This window comes from Streptomyces sp. NPDC014623 (genome assembly GCF_043088245.1).
Classification (GTDB): Bacteria; Actinomycetota; Actinomycetes; order Streptomycetales; family Streptomycetaceae; genus Streptomyces.
The window spans coordinates 189,281-210,328 of sequence record NZ_JBIBZU010000014.1 but is presented as its reverse complement, the minus strand read 5'-3'; the positions used below and the strand labels follow the sequence as shown (position 1 = coordinate 210,328).

The window sequence follows — 21,048 nt, the reverse complement described above, 5'->3', positions numbered from 1 at the left end:
CAGGAGTCACACGAAACTGCCCTCGTCACACCGGTGACGAGGGCAGTTTCGCGTTGTAGTATCAGCAGGCTGTATGTGGGGGGGAACGTATTTTCTATACGCCCACTGTGTTGTGTTCCAGTGGGAGTTTCTCTCCCTTCGACACCAACTACCCGGCGCCGTAATCGTGTTGCGCCGTGTCGATCGAAGGGTTTTCTTGCGTGACATCTGGCAGACGGAAGGGCTCCATCGCCTTCTCCGCGGCAGTCACCGCGCTCGCTCTGGGTACCGCGGCCCTGGCCGCCGTACCCGCGCAGGCCGACACACCCCGGCCGTCAGGGAAGCAGAGCGTCCAGCAGCGCTCCACGGCCTCCCAGGCCGATCTCCTCGGTACCGTGGAGCGCTCCACCGCCGACCTGCTGAGCGGTGAGACCGCCGCACCCGCGGGGAAGCCGGACAGCGGTACGGACGCGGAAGCAAGTGGCGAGTCCGCACCGGACACCTCCAGGCCGTCCACCGATCCGAAGATCATCGGCGGCACCGCAGCCACGCTCGGCGAAGCCCCGTGGATGGTGCAGCTGCACTACTACGACGACAAGGGCACCGCCGACGACGCCGACGACGAGGGCTACTTCTGCGGTGGCACGCTCGTGGCTCCCGCGAAGGTCCTGACCGCCGCGCACTGCGTGGACGGGCTCGACTGGGAGACGAACGGAGCCGTCCTCGGCGGTACCACCCAGCTTCCGGAGGGCGATGACCTCCACGGGGGCACGGCGGCCGGCGTCTGGCGGCAGTGGATCCACCCCGACTACGACGACGCCGGATACGCCCACGACGTCGCCGTGCTGACGCTCGGCACCACCCTTCCGTACCAGACGCTGCAGCCCGCGGCGTCCGGCGACACCGCGCGCTACAGGACCGGAACCCCGGCGACCGTCTACGGCTGGGGCCGCACCAGCTCCACCAGTGACGACATCTCGCCGGTCCTGCTCAAGGCCTCCGTGCCGGTGCAGGCCGACTCCGCGTGCTCCGGATACTTCGGCAGCGACTACGTCCCGGGAGGGATGGTCTGCGCCGGCGAAGCGGCCAGCGGCCAGGACACCGGCACGGTCTCGCCCTGCAACGGCGACTCGGGCGGACCCCTCGTGGTCAACGGCCGGATCGCCGGTGTCGTCTCCTGGGGCGTCGCCGACTGTGTGGCGTCGGGGGCGTACAGCGTGTTCGCCAAGACCGCCACGTACGCGGGTCAGGTGAACCCGCGCATCGACGACGCCAACCTCAACTTCGACGACAAGGCGGACCTCTTCGCCCGCGCGTCGACGGGCGAGGGCTTCAACTACTACTCGCGGGGCACCTCGGTCGGTGACCGTGAGTCGGTGGGCGACTGGCAGGGCGTCGACCTGGTCCGTCAGGCCGACGTCAACCGCGACGACTACCAGGACTACGTCTACCGGAACTCGGCCGGCGAGCTGTACTGGTGGGGTTACGACAGTGCTGCCGAGGCGTACACGGACCACAGGATCGGGCCCGGCTGGGGCAGCCTGCGCAACATCACCCTCACGGGTGATGTGACGGGCGACGGCCTGGTGGATCTGACGGCGAACGACTCGGCGGGCACGCTGTGGATGTGGGCGGGCCGGGGCAACGGCACGTTCGCGGCCAAGGCGCAGATCGGCGTCGGCTGGAGCACCTACCAGGTGTACGGCAAGGGTGACTACAGCGGGGACGGCAAGCCGGACCTGATCGCCCGTGACGCGAGCGCGGTGCTCTGGATGTACAAGGGCACCGGCTCCGCCTCCGCGCCGTTCTCCGGACGGGTCAAGGTGGGCAGTGGCTGGAACTTCACCGCGTACGCCACCACCGGCGACGTGACGGGCGACGGCCGCGCCGACTTCATCGTCCGCGACACCGCGGGCGTGCTGTGGGCCTACAAGAGCACGGGCTCCGAGACGGTGCCCTTCGCCACCGCGGCGAGGATCAAGCTCGGTGTGGGCTGGGGGTCGTACAGCCTGCTCGGCTGATCCGGCTCGATGCCGCACCCGTGACCGGCCCCGGACCCTCGTGGTCCGGGGCCGGTCGCGGTCCCGGTGTCCCGTACGTCCCACGCGGCCGGCCGGCAACGGCCCCGGGGAGACCTTGCCCACAGTGGCAGGCCGGGACGAGCAGGAACACGCGACGTGACGGTGGCTCGCGAATCCGCAGGTGAGACGCATGATGTGCGCCTGGGCCCGGTGGGCTGCGCCCGCCCGCGCCCGCCGGGTGGCTCGTGTCGGGGGGTTTTCCGGTTGTGCCACTCTTTTCCCTGCTCCGGCTCCGGCGCAACGCCGGCCGGCCACGTACTGAATCTCCTGGCAGGGGACCGGGGAGCACCGCCGACCGAGGGAGCCGCATGAGCGAGCAGAGCAGGAGCACGGGCCGGATACGCGGCACCGGCACCCGCCGGAGGAAGCCGTCCCGCGCCCGCCGGGTGAAGAGGGCCGCCCTGTGGGGCGCCGCCGCCCTGGTGGCCGTCGGGGGATCCGGGCTCGGTTACGCCTACTTCACGCTCGACGGGAACCTGAAGGGCGTCGACATCGACGCCGCGCTGGGTGCCGGGCGCCCCGACGACGTGGACAACGGGTCGCAGGACATCCTGGTGCTGGGATCGGACTCCCGGTCCGGCGCCAACTCCGGATACGGGGCCGACGAGGGATCCGCGCGGGCGGACACCGCGATGGTCGTCCACGTCGACGAGGGGCACACCTCGGCGAGCGTGGTCTCGATCCCGCGCGACACCCTCGTGGACCGCCCCGCCTGCACGAGCGACACGACCGGGGAGCAGGTCGGCGGGGAACACGAGGCGATGTTCAACACCGCCTACGAGGTCGGTGGGCCGGCCTGCGCCGTGAAGACGGTCGAATCGATGTCGGGCATCCGCATGGACCATTACGTCGAGGTCGATTTCACCGGCTTCAAGAAGCTGATCGACGAGCTGGGCGGCGTCGGGATCACCACCTCGAAGACGATCGACGACCCCGACAGCCACCTCACGCTGAAGCCCGGCGCCCACACCCTGAGCGGTGAGCAGTCGCTCGGCCTCGTCCGCACGCGCCACAGCGTCGGTGACGGCAGCGACCTGGGCCGCATCCAGCTCCAGCAGGCGTTCGTGAAGGCGCTGATGGACCAGGCGAAGAACGCCGGGGTGTTCTCCGACCCGAAGACCCTCTTCGGCCTCGCCGACACCGCCACCAAGGCCGTCACCACCGACTCGCAGCTGGCCTCCGTCAAGGAACTCACCGGTTTCGCGAACGGGCTCAAGGGCCTCGACTCGAAGAACGTCGACATGGTCACCCTGCCCGTGGAGTACGACCCCGAGGACCCGAACCGGGTACTCCCCCAGGAGAAGGCCGGGCAGCGGGTGTGGGCGGCTCTCAAGCAGGACGAACCGATCCCGGCGTCCGCCACGGCGAAGTCGGCCGGTGACAAGGGAGCGGCGGGGGGCGTCGTGCGGTAGCGGCACCTTCCGTCACCGTCCGGTCGCGGAACGTTCCCCGTACGCACGGGAATACACACGGCCGGGTCCTCGTTTTGGGAGATACGGCCGGTCCTGGCAGACTGGTACGTCGGCCCCGGTTCACGGACGCGCAATCCGCGCGAACGACCCGGAGCCCTCCAGAACCTAGGAGACACCTTGAAGCGCGACATTCACCCCGAGTACGTCGAGACGCAGGTCAGCTGCACCTGCGGTGCCTCGTTCACCACCCGGAGCACCCTTGAGGGCGGCGCCATCCGCGCCGACGTCTGCTCCGAGTGCCACCCGTTCTACACGGGCAAGCAGAAGATCCTCGACACCGGCGGCCGTGTGGCCCGCTTCGAGGCCCGCTTCGGCAAGGCTGCCGCCGGCTCCGCCAGCAAGTAGCGAGCCACTGCGCCGGTTCCCGACGCCCTTCAGCGGGGCGCCGGGACCGGCGTTTTTCCGGCTGTGCGGCCGGTTCCGCACCGGGGGTGCGGCACCGGCGGCACACCGTCCAGCAGGCCCGCAGACGTATGACGCAGAAACCAGGAGCCCGAAGATGTTCGAGGCGGTCGAGGAACTGATCGGCGAACAGGCCGATCTCGAGAAGAAGCTCGCCGACCCGTCGGTCCACGCCGACCAGGCCAACGCGCGCAAGCTCAACAAGCGCTACGCGGAGCTGACCCCGATCGTCTCCACCTACCGGTCCTGGAAGCAGACCGGCGACGACATCGAGACCGCCCGCGAATTCGCCGCCGACGACCCGGACTTCGCCGCCGAGGTCAAGGTCCTGGAGAAGCAGCGCGAAGAGATCACCGAGAGGCTCCGCCTCCTCCTGGTCCCGCGCGACCCCAGTGACGACAAGGACGTGCTCCTGGAGATCAAGGCGGGTGCGGGCGGCGACGAGTCGGCCCTCTTCGCCGGTGACCTGCTCCGCATGTACCTGCGCTACGCCGAGCGCGTCGGCTGGAAGACCGAGATCATCGACTCCACGGAGTCCGAGCTCGGCGGCTACAAGGACGTCCAGGTCGCGGTGAAGACCAAGGGCGGCAACGGCGCGACCGAGCCCGGCCAGGGCGTCTGGGCGCGGATGAAGTACGAGGGCGGTGTGCACCGCGTGCAGCGCGTGCCCTCCACCGAGTCGCAGGGCCGCATCCACACCTCGGCCGCCGGTGTGCTCGTCACGCCCGAGGCGGAGGAGGTCGACGTCGAGATCCACGCCAACGACCTGCGCATCGACGTCTACCGCTCCTCGGGCCCCGGCGGCCAGTCCGTCAACACCACCGACTCCGCCGTGCGCATCACGCACCTGCCCACCGGCGTCGTCGCCTCCTGCCAGAACGAGAAGAGCCAGCTCCAGAACAAGGAGCAGGCCATGCGCATCCTGCGGTCCCGGCTGCTGGCCGCCGCCCAGGAAGCGGCCGAGCAGGAAGCCTCCGACGTACGCCGCAGCCAGGTGCGCACCGTGGACCGCTCCGAGAAGATCCGGACGTACAACTTCCCGGAGAACCGGATCTCGGACCACCGCGTCGGCTTCAAGGCGTACAACTTGGACCAGGTGCTCGACGGAGACCTCGACGCCGTGATCCAGGCCTGCGTGGACGCCGACTCCGCCGCCAAGCTCGCCGCCGCATAAGGCGTACGATCCGCCCCGTCCCGCTTGTGAACCCGTACGGAGAACCGCGATGAACCTGCTGCTCGCCGAGGTGGCCCAGGCCACCCAGCGGCTGGCCGACGCCGGTGTCCCCTCACCGCGATTCGACGCCGAGGAACTCGCCGCGTTCGTGCACGGAGTCAAGCGGGGCGAGCTGCACCATGTGGCGGACGCCGACTTCGACGCCCGTTACTGGGAGACGATCGCCCGCCGTGAGGCCCGTGAGCCGCTCCAGCACATCACCGGCCGCGCCTTCTTCCGCTACCTGGAGCTCCAGGTCGGCCCCGGTGTCTTCGTGCCCCGCCCGGAGACCGAGTCGGTCGTCGGCTGGGCGATAGACGCGGTCCGCGCGATGGACGTCGTCGAACCGCTGATCGTCGACCTCTGCACCGGATCGGGCGCGATCGCGCTCGCCATGGCGCAGGAGGTGCCGCGCTCGCGGGTGCACGCCGTGGAGCTGTCCGAGGACGCCCTGAGGTGGACCCGGAAGAACGCCGAGGGGTCCAGGGTCACGGTCCACCGGGGCGACGCCCTGAGCGCCCTCCCCGACCTCGACGGCCAGGTCGACCTGGTGATCTCCAACCCGCCCTACATCCCGCTCACCGAGTGGGAGTACGTGGCGCCGGAGGCCCGCGACCACGACCCGCAGATGGCGCTCTTCTCCGGCGAGGACGGGCTGGACACCATCCGCGGCATCGAACGCACCGCGCACCGTCTGCTCCGCCCCGGCGGGCTCGTCGTCATCGAGCACGCGGACACGCAGGGCGGCCAGGTGCCGTGGATCTTCACCGAGGAGCGGGGCTGGGCCGACGCGGCCGACCACCCCGACCTGAACAACCGGCCCCGGTTCGCGACGGCCCGCAAGGCCATGCCGTGAGCACCGGGACACCGGCGCCGCACGATCCCCGCCCGACAGACCCGTACATGCCCGAGGAGGCCGGCTGATGGCACGGCGATACGACTGCAACGACGCGACCGACCGTACGACCGGCCTGCGTGAGGCCGCGTCCGCCGTCCGCCGCGGCGAACTGGTCGTGCTGCCCACCGACACCGTGTACGGGATCGGTGCGGACGCCTTCAGCGCGGAGGGCGTCGCCGACCTGCTCGACGCCAAGGGCCGCGGCCGCAACATGCCGACCCCTGTCCTGATCGGCTCCCCGAACACCCTGCACGGCCTGGTCACCGACTTCTCCGAGCAGGCCTGGGAGCTCGTCGACGCGTTCTGGCCCGGCGCCCTCACACTCGTCGCCAGGCACCAGCCGTCGCTGCAGTGGGACCTCGGCGACACCCGCGGCACCGTCGCCGTCCGGATGCCCCTGCACCCGGTCGCCATCGAACTGCTCACGGAGGTCGGCCCGATGGCCGTCTCCAGCGCCAACCTCACCGGACACCCCTCGCCCGAGGACTGCGACGCGGCCCAGGGGATGCTCGGCGACAGCGTCTCCGTCTACCTCGACGGCGGTCCCACCCCGGGGATCGTCCCGTCCTCGATCGTCGACGTCACCGGCAAGGTCCCGGTGCTCCTGCGGGCAGGAGCGCTCTCGGTCGAGGAACTCCGCAAGGTGGTACCCGACCTCGAGGTGGCCAATTGACCGCCCCTGAGGGGCGTGGCATAGCGGGCCGGCACGACACCTTCCGCATCCTCCACGTCAGCACCGGCAACGTCTGCCGCTCGCCCATCACCGAGCGGCTGACCCGCCACGCCCTCGTGGACCGCCTCGGGGACCCGCTCAGCGGCGGCCTCATCGTGGAGAGTGCGGGCACCTGGGGGCATGAGGGCGCGCCCATGGAGGCCAACGCCGAGGTCGTCCTCGCCGACTTCGGCGCCGACGCCACCGGCTTCGTGGGCCGCGAGCTCCTCGACGAGCACGTGATCCGCGCCGACCTGGTGCTCACCGCCACCCGCGACCACCGCGCCCAGGTGATCTCCATGGGCCACTCGGCGGGCCTGCGGACCTTCACGCTCAAGGAGTTCACCCGGCTGGTGAGGGCCATAGACCCCGCCACCCTGCCCGACGCCCGGGAGGAAGGCGTCGTCGAGCGCGCCCGTGCCCTGGTGCGCGCGGCGGCGGCCCTGCGCGGCTGGCTGCTGGCCCCCACCGCCGAGGCGGACGAGGTCTACGACCCGTACGGCGCCCCGATCACGTTCTTCCGTTCGATCGGTGACGAGATCAGCCAGGCGCTCGATCCCGTCATGACGGCACTGACCGGAGTGCGCGCCCCGCACTGAGCCACTGACCGCTCACGCACCGGCGCCCGGGTGCGCCGACCGGCGTAGAGGCGCGCCCGGCAGCGGGCAGGCCGGCCGCGGCGGGCCTACATTGGATCTGTCGCCACCGCCTCCCTCCTCCAGGCCCGGAGCCCCCGATGCCGGTCACCACTCCAGCCGCCCGCGCGGCCGCGCCACCGCAGTCCCCGTCCACCGCCGCCGTGCCGCAGGACTTCGGTGCCCTGGCCCGCCAGGACCCGGAGATCGGCGGCATCCTGCTGGCCGAGGCCGGGCGGCAGTCGAGCACCCTCCAGCTCGTCGCCGCCGAGAACTTCACCTCACCCGCGGTCCTCGCCGCCCTCGGCTCGCCGCTCGCCAACAAGTACGCCGAGGGCTACCCCGGAGCCCGCCACCACGGCGGCTGCGAACAGGCCGACGCCGTGGAACGCGTCGCGGTCCGGCGGGCCATGTCGCTGTTCGGCGCCGAGCACGCCAACGTCCAGCCTCACTCCGGCTCGTCGGCCGTCCTCGCGGCCTACGCCGCACTGCTGCGGCCCGGCGACACGGTGCTGGCCATGGGGCTCCCGTACGGCGGACACCTCACCCACGGCGCCCCGGGGAACTTCTCCGGCCGCTGGTTCGAGTTCGTCGGTTACGGTGTCGACCCCGGCAGCGGGCTCGTCGACTACGCGCAGGTGCGTGCCCTGGCCAGGGCACGGCGCCCCAAGGCGATCGTCTGCGGGTCGATCTCGTACCCCCGGCATCTCGACTACGAGGAGTTCCGGGACATCGCCGACGAGGCCGGCGCCTATCTGATCGCGGACGCCGCCCACCCCATGGGGCTGATCGCCGGGGGAGCGGCACCCAGCCCGGTGCCGTACGCGGACGTGGTGTGCGCGACGACCCACAAGGTGCTGCGCGGGCCGCGCGGCGGCATGATCCTGTGCGGCGTCGAGCTGTCGGAGCGGATCGACCGCGCCGTGTTCCCCTTCACCCAGGGCGGCGCCCAGATGCACACCGTCGCGGCGAAGGCCGTCGCGTTCGGAGAGGCGGCGACCCCGGCCTACGCGGTCTACGCCCACCGGGTGGTCGCCCGTGCCCGCGCCCTCGCCACCGCCCTGGAGGACGAGGGCTTCGAGATCACCACGGGCGGTACGGACACCCACATCGTCGTCGCGGACCCCGGCCCGCTGGGTGTCGACGGCCGCACCGCCCGCGAGCGGCTCATGGCGGCCGGGATGGTCCTGGACACCTGTGCCCTGCCGTACGGGGACGCGCGTGGGATCAGGCTCGGCACCGCGGCGGTCACCACCCAGGGCATGGACGAGGACGACATGGCGCGGATCGCCGCCCTGTTCGGCGCGGCCGTGCGGGAGGAACGCGACCCGGCCGTGCTGCGCGCCGAGGTGCGCGGACTGGCGGAGCGCAATCCGCCGTATCCCGGGTAGGCGGTGTGGAGCAGGTATGTGGAACCGAACACCGGTGGCTCGGTGTCCTTGCCCAGGAGACTAGGGTGTGGGGCTGAGATGGCCGGCGAATTCTGTGGGGCAGCCCGTGCGTGATTACCTGCTGACGCTCTGTGTCACGGCAGCGGTTACCTATCTGCTGACCGGACCGGTGCGGAAGTTCGCCATCGCGATCGGGGCGATGCCCGCGATCCGTGCGCGTGACGTGCACCGGGAACCGACACCTCGGCTCGGTGGCATCGCCATGTTCGGCGGACTGTGCGCGGGGCTCATCGTCGCGGACCACCTGTTCAACCTGAACAGCGTCTTCGAACTCTCGAACGAGCCCAGGGCGCTGCTCTCCGGCGCCGCCCTGATCTGGCTGATCGGAGTCCTGGACGACAAGTTCGAGATCGACGCGCTGATCAAGCTCGGCGGCCAGATGATCGCCGCCGCGGTCATGGTCATCCAGGGGCTGACGATCCTGTGGCTCCCCATCCCCGGGGTGGGCACCGTCGCGCTCACCCAGTGGCAGGGCACGCTGCTCACGGTCGCGCTGGTCGTGATCACCATCAACGCGGTCAACTTCGTCGACGGCCTGGACGGCCTGGCGGCCGGCATGGTCTGCATCGCGTCCGCGGCGTTCTTCCTCTACACCTACCGGCTCTGGTACGGGTACGGGATCGAGGCGGCCGCGCCCGCGACCCTCTTCGCCGCGATCCTGATGGGCATGTGCCTGGGCTTCCTGCCGCACAACATGCACCCCGCCCGGATCTTCATGGGTGACTCGGGATCGATGCTGATCGGTCTGGTGCTGGCCGCCGGCGCGATCTCCGTCACCGGCCAGGTCGACCCGGACGCGATGAAGCTCTTCGAAGGCAGCGAGCGGCAGGCGACCCACGCGATGCTGCCGGTCTTCATCCCGCTGCTGCTGCCGCTGACGATCATCGCGATCCCGGCCGCCGACCTGGTGCTGGCCATCGTCCGCCGCACCTGGAACGGCCAGTCGCCGTTCGCCGCCGACCGCGGCCACCTGCACCACCGGCTGCTGGAGATCGGGCACTCGCACAGCAGGTCCGTGCTGATCATGTACTTCTGGTCCGCGTTGATCGCGTTCGGCGCCGTCGGCTACTCCGTGCACTCCGCGTCGCTCTGGATCGTGCTGGTGATCGTGGGACTCAGCGCCGTGGGTCTCGTCCTGCTGCTCATGCCGCGCTTCACCCCGCGCGCCCCGCGGTGGGCCGAGTCCTTCGTGCCGCCGCGCTACCGGCGGCGCCGGCACGTGGGCGACGAGGGGCACGCGGACGACGAGGAAGGGGCTCCAGGAGCCCCGTACGGCCAACACGGCCCCGAGGGCTCGCAGATGACCTCACCGGTGGCGGACCGGGCCCCTGTGTCCGTGGGTGTCTCCGGCGTCAACGGAGCGACGGCGATCGGCCCCCGTTCGCGCTTCACGGATCGGGACCACGCCGACTCACCGCGTTAGCGATGCAGGCGCAGAAACTCCTATACCAGACAATATGGCGTGAAGTTCTGCACACACGCGCGGGTTAACCCTCATGTGTGACAGCTGGCACACTTTCTGAGTAAAGACCTCATCAAATAGTTTGTGATACCGTTCACGAACCCGGTGACAGAGTCGAAGGACCTGAGTAGCACGGTCCCTCGGCCCGAGGCATCGACTCCGACCGGGCCTACGCTCGTCCCTGACGACCACTGACCACCCCCTGCAACGCGGAGTAACCGCCATGCCGTCCAACGACGCCCGGACTCTCCTCCACACCGCCGTGCCCACTGCTGCCGCCGGTGTCGTCACCGTGGCCGTCAGCGCTGTGCTCGCCGGCGGCAAGGGAGCGATCGGTGCAGCCGCCGGGACGCTGGTGGTGATCCTCTTCATGGGGATCGGACTCGGCGTTCTGCAGCGCACGGCCAAGTCCCTGCCGCACCTGTTCCAGGCCATGGGGCTGGTGCTCTACACGACCGAACTGCTGCTGCTCTTCGTCTTCGTGGCTGCGTTCAAGAACACGACGCTGTTCAATCCGAGGGCCTTCGCCGCCGCGGTGATGGTCGCGACGCTCGTGTGGGTCGCCGCGCAGATCCGTGTACACATGAAGACCAAGATCCTTTACGTCGAGCCGGACTCGTCCGCGGGTAAGAAGCCCGAGAACATGGGGTCTTCGACGTGAGGGGTAGGGCCGGGATAAGCGCGCGTTCGAGACCCTGCTATCGTCCGGTGCCAACTGCGGCACTGCGGGCGCGGGCATCAGATACGGCGCCTGCTTCATCGCGAGGCGTAATGCCTGAGCCGCCCCCCATCCGTAACACCAGTCCAGTGCCGACCAGCGGCTGCTTGCCGCGCCGACACAACGAGGTTGCCGTACCTATGCGCCACGCTGAAGGAGCCCGCGGTGAGTGCTGACCCGACGACGGTGCTCGCCTTCGAGACCGACTGCCACATCTTCGACGGATGCGGCTTCCCGGCTCCTGGCCTGCACTCCTTTGTTTTCGAGCCGATGTTCACCCTCGGCGGCATCGAGATCAACAAGCCGATGCTGCTGGCGGTCCTGAGCACCGTTGTCGTCGTCGGCTTCTTCTGGGCGGCTTTCAACAAGCCGAAGCTGGTGCCCGGAAAGCTCCAGATGGTCGCCGAGGCGGGTTACGACTTCATCCGCACCGGTGTGGTGTACGAGACGCTCGGCAAGCGCGAGGGCAAGAAGTACGTGCCCCTCATGGTCTCGCTGTTCTTCTTCATCTGGATCATGAACCTCTGGGCGATCATTCCCTTCGCCCAGTTCCCGGTGGTCTCGGTCATCGGGTTCCCGGTGGCGCTGGCCGCGATCGTGTACGTGCTCTGGGTCGGCGTGACCTTCAAGCGGCACGGGTTCGTCGGCGGCTGGAAGAACATCTCCGGCTACGACCCGTCGATCGGCCCGGCCCTCCCGTTCGTCATGGTCATCGAGATCATGTCGAACCTGCTGATCCGGCCCTTCACCCACGCCGTGCGACTCTTCGCCAACATGTTCGCCGGTCACGTGCTGCTGCTGATCTTCACGATCGCCAGCTGGTACCTGCTGAACGGCATCGGCATCGCCTACGCCGGTGTCTCCTTCGTGATGGTCATCCTGATGACCGCCTTCGAACTGTTCATCCAGGCGCTGCAGGCCTACGTGTTCGTCCTCCTGGCCTGCAACTACCTCCAGGGCGCTCTCGCCGAGCACCACTGAGCAGCCCAGCCCCACCCCGATAGTCGTCCGGTGGCCAACCCCCACCGGTTCTGAAAGAGAAGGAAGAAACGGCATGTCCGCTCTTGAGACCCTCGCCGCCGTCAACATCACGGGCAACCTCGGTTCCATCGGCTACGGCCTCGCCGCGATCGGCCCCGGCGTCGGCGTCGGCATCATCTTCGGTAACGGCACCCAGGCGCTGGCCCGTCAGCCCGAGGCTGCCGGCCTGATCCGCTCGAACCAGATCCTCGGCTTCGTGCTCTGTGAGGCGCTCGCCCTGATCGGTCTCGTCATGCCCTTCGTCTACCCGGTCGACTAAGTCGCGGCATTCCGACTGCCCGATGCGACGAAAGGCATTGATGTGAACGCCCTACAGCTGGCGGCCGAGGAAGAGATCCAGAACCCGCTGCTTCCGGCGATCCCCGAGATCGTCATCGGCCTTATCGCCTTCGCCATCGTCTTCGGCTTCCTCGCCAAGAAGCTCCTCCCGAACATCGAGAAGGTTCTGGAAGAGCGCCGCGAGGCGATCGAAGGCGGAATCGAGAAGGCCGACGCGGCCCAGACCGAGGCCCAGAGCGTTCTTGAGCAGTACAAGGCTCAGCTCGCCGAGGCCCGGCACGAGGCCGCCCGCCTGCGCCAGGAGGCGCAGGAGCAGGGTGCCGTCATCATCCAGGAGATGAGGGCGGAAGGTCAGCGGCAGCGCGAGGAGATCATCGCGGCCGGCCACGCCCAGATCGAGGCCGACCGCAAGGCCGCGGCGTCCGCGCTGCGTCAGGACGTGGGTACCCTCGCCACCGCCCTGGCCGGCAAGCTCGTCGGCGAGTCCCTCGAGGACCACGCCCGGCAGAGCGGCACCGTCGACCGATTCCTCGACCAGCTCGAGGCGAAGGCCGAGGCCGTCCGATGAATGGAGCGAGCCGCGAGGCGCTGGCCGCCGCACGCGAGCGCCTCGACGCACTGACCGACTCCACGTCGGTCGACGCGGCGAAGCTCGCCGAGGAGCTGGCAGCCGTCACCGCGCTGCTCCACCGCGAGGTGTCGCTGCGCCGGGTCCTCACCGACCCGTCGCAGGGAAGCGAGGCCAAGGCCGAGCTGGCCGGACGGCTGCTGCGCGGTCAGGTGGGCGGCGAAGCCGTGGACCTGGTCTCCGGCATGGTCCGCTCCCGCTGGTCGCAGTCGCGTGACCTGGTCGACTCGGTCGAGGAGCTGGCGAACACCGCGGACCTCACCGCGGCCCAGCGCTCCGGCGCGCTCGACGACGTCGAGGACGAGCTGTTCCGGTTCGGCCGGATCGTCGGCTCCGACGTCGCGCTGCGCTCCGCCCTGACCGACCGGAAGGCCACGGCCTCCGCCAAGGGCGAGCTGCTCCGCAGCCTGCTCGGCGGAAAGGCCCAGCCCGTCACCGAGCGCGTGGTCACGCGTCTCGTGACGCAGCCCCGGGGACGTAGCCTGGAAGCGGGACTCGACTCCCTGTCCAGGCTCGCCGCGGAGCGCCGGAACCGGATGGTCGCCGTCGTCACCTCGGCGGTGCCGCTGTCCGATCGCCAGAAGCAGCGCCTCGGTGCAGCCCTGGCGAAGATCTACGGCCGGCAGATGCACCTGAACCTGGATGTGGACCCCGAGGTCCTCGGCGGGATCTCGGTGCGCGTCGGTGACGAGGTCATCAACGGCACGATCGCGGAGCGCCTCGAAGAGGTCACCCGCAGGATGGCCGGCTGACAGCGCGCAGCGCCACACCGCACCAACTGAACGAGCAAGAACAGCGGCCCGGTTGGGCCGTGCAGAAATTGCAGAAGATTCCTGGGGGTCGCCCCCAGACCCCTTTGAGAAACTTCGGGCCCAACAAGGAGAGCAGGGAACCCCAGATGGCGGAGCTTACGATCCGGCCGGAGGAGATCCGGGACGCACTGGATAGCTTTGTCCAGTCGTACCAGCCGGACGCGGCCTCGCGCGAGGAGGTCGGGACGGTCAGCGTTGCCGGCGACGGCATCGCGAAGGTGGAGGGTCTGCCCTCCGCCATGGCGAACGAGCTGCTGAAGTTCGAGGACGGCACCCTCGGTCTCGCCCTCAACCTCGAGGAGCGCGAGATCGGTGCGATCGTCCTCGGCGAGTTCAGCGGAATCGAGGAGGGCCAGCCGGTGCAGCGCACCGGTGAGGTGCTCTCCGTCGGCGTCGGCGAGGGTTACCTCGGCCGCGTCGTCGACCCGCTCGGCAACCCGATCGACGGTCTCGGCGAGATCGCGACCGAAGGCCGTCGCGCCCTCGAGCTGCAGGCCCCTGGCGTCATGGTCCGCAAGTCGGTGCACGAGCCGATGCAGACCGGCTACAAGGCCGTCGACGCCATGGTGCCGATCGGCCGCGGCCAGCGTCAGCTGATCATCGGCGACCGTCAGACGGGTAAGACCGCTCTGGCCGTCGACACGATCATCAACCAGCGCGACAACTGGCGCTCGGGCGACGTGAACAAGCAGGTGCGCTGCATCTACGTCGCCATCGGTCAGAAGGGCTCCACCATCGCCTCCGTGCGCGGTGCCCTCGAAGAGGCCGGCGCGCTCGAGTACACGACCATCGTCGCCGCCCCGGCGTCCGACCCGGCCGGCTTCAAGTACCTGGCGCCGTACACCGGCTCGGCCATCGGCCAGCACTGGATGTACGACGGCAAGCACGTCCTCATCATCTTCGACGACCTCTCGAAGCAGGCCGACGCCTACCGCGCCGTGTCGCTTCTGCTGCGCCGTCCGCCGGGCCGCGAGGCCTACCCGGGCGACGTCTTCTACCTGCACTCGCGTCTGCTGGAGCGCTGCGCCAAGCTCTCCGACGACCTGGGCGCCGGTTCGATGACGGGTCTTCCGATCGTCGAGACCAAGGCGAACGACGTGTCGGCGTTCATCCCGACCAACGTCATCTCCATCACCGACGGTCAGTGCTTCCTGGAGTCCGACCTGTTCAACGCGGGTCAGCGTCCGGCGCTCAACGTCGGTATCTCGGTCTCCCGAGTCGGTGGCTCCGCCCAGCACAAGGCCATGAAGCAGGTCTCCGGCCGTCTGCGCGTGGACCTCGCCCAGTACCGCGAGCTGGAGGCGTTCGCCGCCTTCGGTTCCGACCTGGACGCGGCCTCCAAGGCGTCGCTGGAGCGCGGTAAGCGCATGGTCGAGCTGCTGAAGCAGCCGCAGTACGCGCCGTTCCCGATGGAGGAGCAGGTCGTCTCCGTCTGGGCCGGCACCACGGGCAAGATGGACGACGTCCCGGTCGAGGACATCCGTCGCTTCGAGAGCGAGCTGCTGGAGTTCCTGCGCCGTGAGCGCAAGGACCTCCTGACCAGCATCGCCGAGGGCGGCAAGATGTCCGACGACACGCTGCAGTCGATCGCCGACGCGATCGCCTCCTTCAAGCAGCAGTTCGAGACCTCGGACGGCAAGCTCCTGGGCGAGGGCTGATCGATGGGCGCTCAGCTTCGCGTTTACAAGCGCCGCATCCAAGCCGTCACCGCGACCAAGAAGATCACCAAGGCGATGGAGATGATCGCCGCCTCGCGCATCGTCAAGGCGCAGCGTAAGGTGGCGGCGTCGATGCCGTACGCGACCGAGCTCACCCGTGCGGTGACCGCGGTGGCGACCGGCTCGAACACCAACCATCCGCTCACCACCGAGGCCGAGTCCCCGGCCCGGGCGGCGGTCCTGCTCCTCACGAGCGACCGCGGTCTGGCCGGCGGCTACTCCTCCAACGCCATCAAGGCGGCGGAGAAGCTGAGGGAGCGGCTGGCAGCCGAGGGCAAGGAGGTCGACACGTACATCGTCGGCCGCAAGGGTGTCGCGTACTACGGCTTCCGTGAGCGCAAGGTCTCGGAGTCGTGGACCGGCTTCACCGACAGCCCTGAGTACTCGGACGCCAAGAAGATCGCCGAGCCCCTCATCGCGTCCATCCAGAAGGACACGGCCGAGGGCGGCGTCGACGAGCTGCACATCGTCTTCACGGAGTTCGTGTCGATGATGACGCAGAACGCGGTCGACGGCCGGATGCTGCCGCTGTCGCTCGACCAGGTCGCGGAGGAGGACACGAAGAAGGACGAGATCCTTCCGCTGTTCGACTTCGAGCCGTCGGCGGAGGACGTCCTCGACGCCCTGCTGCCGCGCTACGTCGAGAGCCGTATCTACAACGCACTGCTGCAGGCCGCCGCTTCCGAGCACGCCGCCCGCCGTCGTGCGATGAAGTCGGCGACCGACAACGCCGGGGATCTGATCAAGAGCCTCTCCCGGCTTGCCAACGCGGCCCGCCAGGCCGAAATCACCCAGGAAATCAGCGAGATCGTCGGCGGTGCAGGTGCGCTGGCCGACGCGTCCGCGGGGAGTGACAAGTAATGACGACGACAGTTGAGACGGCCGCTGCCACGGGCCGCGTCGCCCGGGTCATCGGCCCGGTCGTCGACGTGGAGTTCCCCGTCGACGCGATGCCGGAGATCTACAACGCCCTGCACATCGAGGTCGACGACCCGGCCGAGGCCGGCGCTCGTAAGACGCTGACCCTGGAAGTCGCCCAGCACCTGGGTGACGGCATGGTCCGCGCGATCTCGATGCAGCCCACCGACGGTGTGGTCCGCCAGGCCCCGGTGATCAACACGGGTGAGGGCATCACCGTCCCGGTCGGTGACATCACCAAGGGCAAGGTGTTCAACACCCTCGGTCAGATCCTGAACGAGCCGGAGGCCGAGGCGCAGATCACCGAGCGCTGGCCCATCCACCGCAAGGCCCCGGCCTTCGACCAGCTCGAGTCCAAGACCGAGATGTTCGAGACCGGCCTGAAGGTCGTCGACCTGCTGACCCCGTACGTCAAGGGCGGCAAGATCGGTCTGTTCGGTGGTGCGGGCGTCGGCAAGACGGTCCTCATCCAGGAAATGATCATGCGTGTGGCGAAGCTGCACGACGGTGTGTCGGTGTTCGCCGGTGTCGGCGAGCGCACCCGTGAGGGCAACGACCTCATCGACGAGATGACCGACTCGGGCGTCCTGGAGAAGACCGCGCTGGTCTTCGGCCAGATGGACGAGCCGCCGGGCACCCGTCTGCGGGTCGCGCTGTCCGCCCTGACCATGGCGGAGTACTTCCGCGATGTGCAGAAGCAGGACGTGCTGCTCTTCATCGACAACATCTTCCGCTTCACGCAGGCCGGCTCCGAGGTCTCCACGCTGCTCGGCCGCATGCCGTCCGCAGTGGGTTACCAGCCGACCCTGGCCGACGAGATGGGTGTGCTCCAGGAGCGCATCACCTCGACGCGTGGTCACTCGATCACCTCGATGCAGGCGATCTACGTCCCCGCGGACGACCTGACCGACCCGGCCCCGGCCACCACGTTCGCCCACCTCGACGCGACGACGGTTCTCTCCCGTCCGATCTCCGAGAAGGGCATCTACCCGGCCGTGGACCCGCTGGACTCCACGTCCCGCATCCTGGACCCGCGCTACATCACGCAGGAGCACTACGACGCGGCCAGCCGTGTCAAGGGGATCCTGCAGAAGTACAAGGACCTCCAGGACATCATCGCGATCCTCGGTATCGACGAGCTGGGCGAGGAGGACAAGCTCGTCGTCCACCGTGCCCGTCGCGTCGAGCGCTTCCTGTCGCAGAACACCCACGCCGCCAAGCAGTTCACCGGCCTGGACGGTTCGGACGTCCCGCTCGACGAGTCGATCGCCGCGTTCAACGCGATCTGTGACGGTGAGTACGACCACTTCCCCGAGCAGGCGTTCTTCATGTGCGGTGGCATCGAGGACCTCAAGGCCAACGCCAAGGAGCTCGGCGTCTCCTGAGCCTCCGGCTCACCGAGGGGGGCGGGTGTGTCCCGCCCCCCTCACCACGCCCCGTAGAATTGAACCGACACCCGGCACGACCGCCGGGTGGTGACCCGAGGAGCCACCCTTGGCTGCTGAGCTGCATGTCGAGCTGGTCGCCGCGGACCGCAGTGTCTGGTCCGGCGAGGCCACCCTCGTTGTCGCACGTACCACGTCCGGCGACATCGGCGTCATGCCCGGTCACCAGCCGCTCCTGGGTGTGCTGGAATCGGGCCCCGTGACGATCCGTACGAGCGACGGCGGGACTGTTGTCGCCGCTGTGCACGGCGGTTTCATCTCGTTCGCGGACAACAAGCTCTCGCTGCTGGCGGAGATCGCCGAGCTTGCTGACGAGATCGACGTCCAGCGCGCCGAGCGTGCGCTGGAGCGCGCGAAGTCGGAGACGGATGCGGGCGCCGAGCGCCGTGCGGACGTACGACTGCGTGCGGTGGCGGCGCACTGAGCGTCCCCACGAGGAGTTTTTGACTCAGCCGCGGCCCGAGCTGGAGAGATCCAGACCGTGTCGCGGCTGAGGCGATGCAGGTGCAGTCCGGTTCGGCTCGGTGCGGTATCCGTTACTCGACGATGCGAGGAGGTCGGTGGAGATGGTCCTCGCGTTGTGGGTGGGCGGCCTGGTCGTCGTACTGGTCGCGGTGGGTCTGTTCGTCTTCGGCCTCCGCCGGCGGCTGATCCAGCGCTCCGGTGGAACCTTCGACTGCAGCCTGCGCTGGGACGTGTCCGAGGAGCCGGATCCGTCCGGCAAGGGCTGGGTGTACGGGGTCGCCCGCTACAGCGGTGACCGTGTCGACTGGTTCCGGGTCTTCTCCTACTCGCCCCGTCCGCGCCGCGGTCTGGAGCGCTCCGCCATCGAGGTGGTCGCGCGCCGGCTGCCCGAGGGCGAGGAGGAGCTCGCGCTCCTGTCCGATTCCGTCGTGCTCGGCTGTCTCCACCGGGAGACGCGCCTGGAGCTGGCGATGAGCGAGGACGCCCTGACCGGCTTCCTCGCCTGGCTGGAGGCAGCACCGCCCGGCCAGCGGGTCAACGTGGCTTGAGGCCTCTCCCCCGGACTCCGTCCGGGGGAGAGGCGATGGGGCCTGATGCCGTGCGGGCGTGCGAAGACCGGGGAGACAGGGGGCGGACCTGTCTCCCCGGCGTTTTTCCGGAGTGCGACTGCCTCGCAGGGGTTAGTTGAGGCCGCTGTCCATCGCACTCACGAGCTCACCGTTCGCGGTGTCGCCGCTGAACTCCCAGAAGAACGCCCCGCCCAGACCCTGGCTGTTCGCCCAGGCCATCTTGGACTTGATCGTCGCCGGGGTGTCGTAGCTCCACCAGTTGGTGCCGCAGTGCGCGTAGGCCGTGCCCGCGACGGTGCCGGTGGCGGGGCACGTGTTCTTGAGGACCTTGTAGTCCTCGTTGCCCGGCTCGTAGGTGCCCGGAGCCGCGCCGGTCGCCGTTCCGCCCGGGGCGGACTGGGTGACACCGGTCCAGCCGCGGCCGTAGAAGCCGATGCCGAGGAGCAGCTTCGAGGCCGGGACGCCCTGGGCCTTCAGCTTGGCGATGGCCGCGGCGGAGTTGAAGCCTTCCTGCGGGATGCCGGGGTACGAGGTCAGCGGCGAGTGAGGGGCCGTCGGGCCCTTCGGGGCGAAGGCGCCGAAGAAGTCGTACGTCATCACGTTGTACCAGTCCATGGACCGGGCGGCGCCCGCGTAGTCGGCGGCGTCGATCTTGCCGCCCGCCGAGGCGTCCGCGGTGATCGCCGCGGTGACCAGGTTGCCGGTGCCGAACTTCGTCCGCAGGGCGGAGGCGACGTTCTTCAGTGCCGCCGGGCCGCTGGTGTCACAGGTGAGACCGCAGGCGTTGGGGTACTCCCAGTCGATGTCGATGCCGTCGAAGACGTCGGCCCAGCGGGGGTCCTCGACCAGGTCGTAGCAGGACTGGGCGAATGCGGCCGGGTTCTGGGCGGCCTGCGGGAAGCCACCGGACCAGGTCCAGCCGCCGAAGGACCAGAGGACCTTGATGTGGGGGTACTTGGCCTTCAGCTTGCGGAGCTGGTTGAAGTTGCCGCGCAGCGGCTGGTCCCAGGTGTCGGCGACGCCGTCGACCGACTGGTCGGCGGTGTAGGCCTTGTCGTAGTCGGCGTAGCTGTCACCGATGGTGCACTTGCCGTTCTGGACGTTGCCGAAGGCGTAGTTGATGTGCGTGATCTTCTCGGCGGACCCGGAGGTCACGAGGTTCTTCACGTGGTAGTTGCGCCCGTAGACGCCCCACTCGGTGAAGTAGCCCAGGTTGATCTTGTCGCCGGTGCCGGGGTTGCCCGGGTCGGTGGTGCCGGTGGTGCGGACGGCGACCGGGGCGCTGACCGGACCGGTCTGGTCAGCGGTGTCGCGGGCCTGCACCGTGTAGGAGTAGTCCGTGCCCTTGGTGAGGGCGGTGTCGGTGTACGTCGTCGTGGTGACCGTCGCGACCTTGGCGCCGTCGCGCAGGACGTCGTAGTTCTTGACGCCCTTGTCGTCGGTGGCGGCGCTCCAGCTGAGCTTCGCCGAGGTGTCCGTCACGTTGCTCGCGGTCGGCGTGCCGGGCTTGGACGGCGGGTTGTCGCCGGGGACGCTGCCGCCGTCGCAGGAGGCGCCGTTCAGCTTGCAGCCGGTGGGGGAGCCGGAACCGGTGCCGTTGAAGCCGAAGCTGATGCTGGCACCAGGGGCGACCGTGCCGTTCCAGCCGAGGTTCTTGGCGGTCCAGTGGGTTCCGGAGTTCGTGACGGTGGCGTCCCAGGCGGAGCCGACCGTGGTGCCGGAGGGGAAGTCCCACTCGATCGTCCAGGAGGAGAGGGCGGTCGTGCCGGTGTTCTTGACCGTCCATCCGCCCTCGAACCCGGTGCCCCAGTCGGACTTCTTGACGTAGGTGGCGGTCGCGGAGGTGGCGGCCTCGGCGGGGGAGGCCAGGCCGACCATCGCGGCGAGGGGGAGCAGCAGCGCGGTGAGGCCCGCGACCGCTTTGGACCTGGTGGATGTGCCGGCTGCGCGTCTCCATCTGAGTCGGGAGAGGCGTACGGGGTTGTCAGTGCTCAACGGTGCTCCTCGGGTGAGGTCCGGCAGACGGGGATGATCCGTAACCTGCAAACCCTGCGTCGCCCTGAGCCCGCTTCTTCCTCGCGTACTCACCGCAGCGTGTCCGGTGAGATTAGGAAGGTCTGGACCAATCGTCAAGAGGTCCAGACCAAAGA

The 21,048-nt window shown here is 69.2% G+C and carries 20 protein-coding genes; 19 read left to right on the top strand and 1 reads right to left on the bottom strand.

The genetic code is table 11. The features are described from left to right. Positions 1–200: 200 nt before the first annotated feature. From ACF1FZ_RS23040 to ACF1FZ_RS22950, 19 genes are all read left to right on the top strand, one after another. Positions 201–2,000: a trypsin-like serine protease gene (locus tag ACF1FZ_RS23040; RefSeq protein WP_391775270.1), complete on the top strand. Its 1,800-nt coding sequence runs from the start codon at positions 201–203 to the stop codon at positions 1,998–2,000. Between the two features lie 368 nt (positions 2,001–2,368). After that, the gene (locus ACF1FZ_RS23035; protein WP_391775269.1) at positions 2,369–3,472 is read left to right on the top strand and encodes an LCP family protein; all 1,104 of its coding nucleotides are present in this window, start codon (positions 2,369–2,371) and stop codon (positions 3,470–3,472) included. 177 nt (positions 3,473–3,649) lie between these two features. Next, positions 3,650–3,877, top strand: coding sequence for a 50S ribosomal protein L31 (gene rpmE, locus ACF1FZ_RS23030; protein ID WP_391775268.1), 228 nt, complete (start codon positions 3,650–3,652; stop codon positions 3,875–3,877). A 154-nt stretch (positions 3,878–4,031) separates the two neighbouring features. Then, positions 4,032–5,108: a peptide chain release factor 1 gene (gene prfA / locus ACF1FZ_RS23025; RefSeq protein WP_391775267.1), complete on the top strand. Its 1,077-nt coding sequence runs from the start codon at positions 4,032–4,034 to the stop codon at positions 5,106–5,108. A 49-nt stretch (positions 5,109–5,157) separates the two neighbouring features. Continuing rightward, complete coding sequence (gene prmC, locus ACF1FZ_RS23020; protein WP_391775266.1) at positions 5,158–6,003, top strand: peptide chain release factor N(5)-glutamine methyltransferase; 846 nt, start codon at positions 5,158–5,160, stop codon at positions 6,001–6,003. A gap of 67 nt (positions 6,004–6,070) precedes the next feature. Further along, a complete protein-coding gene (locus ACF1FZ_RS23015) occupies positions 6,071–6,718 on the top strand; it encodes an L-threonylcarbamoyladenylate synthase (RefSeq protein WP_391775265.1) in 648 nt (215 codons plus the stop codon). Continuing rightward, positions 6,715–7,356: a low molecular weight phosphatase family protein gene (locus tag ACF1FZ_RS23010; RefSeq protein ID WP_033298366.1), complete on the top strand. Its 642-nt coding sequence runs from the start codon at positions 6,715–6,717 to the stop codon at positions 7,354–7,356. The genes ACF1FZ_RS23015 and ACF1FZ_RS23010 overlap by 4 nt, the downstream gene beginning before the upstream one ends. A gap of 137 nt (positions 7,357–7,493) precedes the next feature. Then, positions 7,494–8,783: a serine hydroxymethyltransferase gene (glyA, locus tag ACF1FZ_RS23005; RefSeq protein ID WP_391775264.1), complete on the top strand. Its 1,290-nt coding sequence runs from the start codon at positions 7,494–7,496 to the stop codon at positions 8,781–8,783. Positions 8,784–8,877: 94 nt separating this feature from the next. After that, entirely contained in the window at positions 8,878–10,266 is a 1,389-nt protein-coding gene (locus tag ACF1FZ_RS23000) for an MraY family glycosyltransferase (protein ID WP_391775294.1), read from the top strand. A 262-nt stretch (positions 10,267–10,528) separates the two neighbouring features. Further along, the gene (locus tag ACF1FZ_RS22995; RefSeq protein ID WP_391775263.1) at positions 10,529–10,966 is read left to right on the top strand and encodes a hypothetical protein; all 438 of its coding nucleotides are present in this window, start codon (positions 10,529–10,531) and stop codon (positions 10,964–10,966) included. 222 nt (positions 10,967–11,188) lie between these two features. Further along, positions 11,189–12,004 (top strand): F0F1 ATP synthase subunit A, encoded by an 816-nt coding sequence (gene atpB / locus ACF1FZ_RS22990; protein WP_391775262.1) that lies wholly within the window; start codon positions 11,189–11,191, stop codon positions 12,002–12,004. A gap of 73 nt (positions 12,005–12,077) precedes the next feature. Next, a complete protein-coding gene (gene atpE / locus ACF1FZ_RS22985; protein WP_014048348.1) occupies positions 12,078–12,323 on the top strand; it encodes an ATP synthase F0 subunit C in 246 nt (81 codons plus the stop codon). Positions 12,324–12,365: 42 nt separating this feature from the next. After that, the gene (locus ACF1FZ_RS22980; protein WP_391775261.1) at positions 12,366–12,911 is read left to right on the top strand and encodes a F0F1 ATP synthase subunit B; all 546 of its coding nucleotides are present in this window, start codon (positions 12,366–12,368) and stop codon (positions 12,909–12,911) included. Continuing rightward, positions 12,908–13,723: a F0F1 ATP synthase subunit delta gene (locus tag ACF1FZ_RS22975; protein WP_391775260.1), complete on the top strand. Its 816-nt coding sequence runs from the start codon at positions 12,908–12,910 to the stop codon at positions 13,721–13,723. Before ACF1FZ_RS22980 ends, ACF1FZ_RS22975 begins: the two co-directional genes overlap by 4 nt. Positions 13,724–13,869: 146 nt before the next feature. Next, positions 13,870–15,441 (top strand): F0F1 ATP synthase subunit alpha, encoded by a 1,572-nt coding sequence (atpA, locus tag ACF1FZ_RS22970; RefSeq protein ID WP_391775259.1) that lies wholly within the window; start codon positions 13,870–13,872, stop codon positions 15,439–15,441. Positions 15,442–15,444: 3 nt separating this feature from the next. After that, positions 15,445–16,362 carry a F0F1 ATP synthase subunit gamma gene (locus ACF1FZ_RS22965; protein ID WP_391775258.1) on the top strand — a complete coding sequence of 306 codons (918 nt, stop codon included), beginning with the start codon at positions 15,445–15,447 and terminating at the stop codon, positions 16,360–16,362. Continuing rightward, on the top strand, positions 16,362–17,804 hold the full coding sequence (gene atpD / locus ACF1FZ_RS22960; RefSeq protein WP_391775257.1) for a F0F1 ATP synthase subunit beta: 1,443 nt from the start codon (positions 16,362–16,364) through the stop codon (positions 17,802–17,804). Before ACF1FZ_RS22965 ends, atpD begins: the two co-directional genes overlap by 1 nt. A gap of 109 nt (positions 17,805–17,913) precedes the next feature. Continuing rightward, complete coding sequence (locus ACF1FZ_RS22955; protein WP_325747706.1) at positions 17,914–18,288, top strand: F0F1 ATP synthase subunit epsilon; 375 nt, start codon at positions 17,914–17,916, stop codon at positions 18,286–18,288. Positions 18,289–18,430: 142 nt separating this feature from the next. After that, positions 18,431–18,877 carry a DUF2550 domain-containing protein gene (locus ACF1FZ_RS22950; protein ID WP_389724809.1) on the top strand — a complete coding sequence of 149 codons (447 nt, stop codon included), beginning with the start codon at positions 18,431–18,433 and terminating at the stop codon, positions 18,875–18,877. A gap of 132 nt (positions 18,878–19,009) precedes the next feature. Here the strand turns inward: ACF1FZ_RS22950 and ACF1FZ_RS22945 are convergent, their stop codons facing one another. Then, positions 19,010–20,893, bottom strand: a complete 1,884-nt coding sequence (locus tag ACF1FZ_RS22945; protein ID WP_391775256.1) for a glycosyl hydrolase family 18 protein — start codon at positions 20,891–20,893, stop codon at positions 19,010–19,012. Between the last annotated feature and the right edge of the window lie 155 nt (positions 20,894–21,048).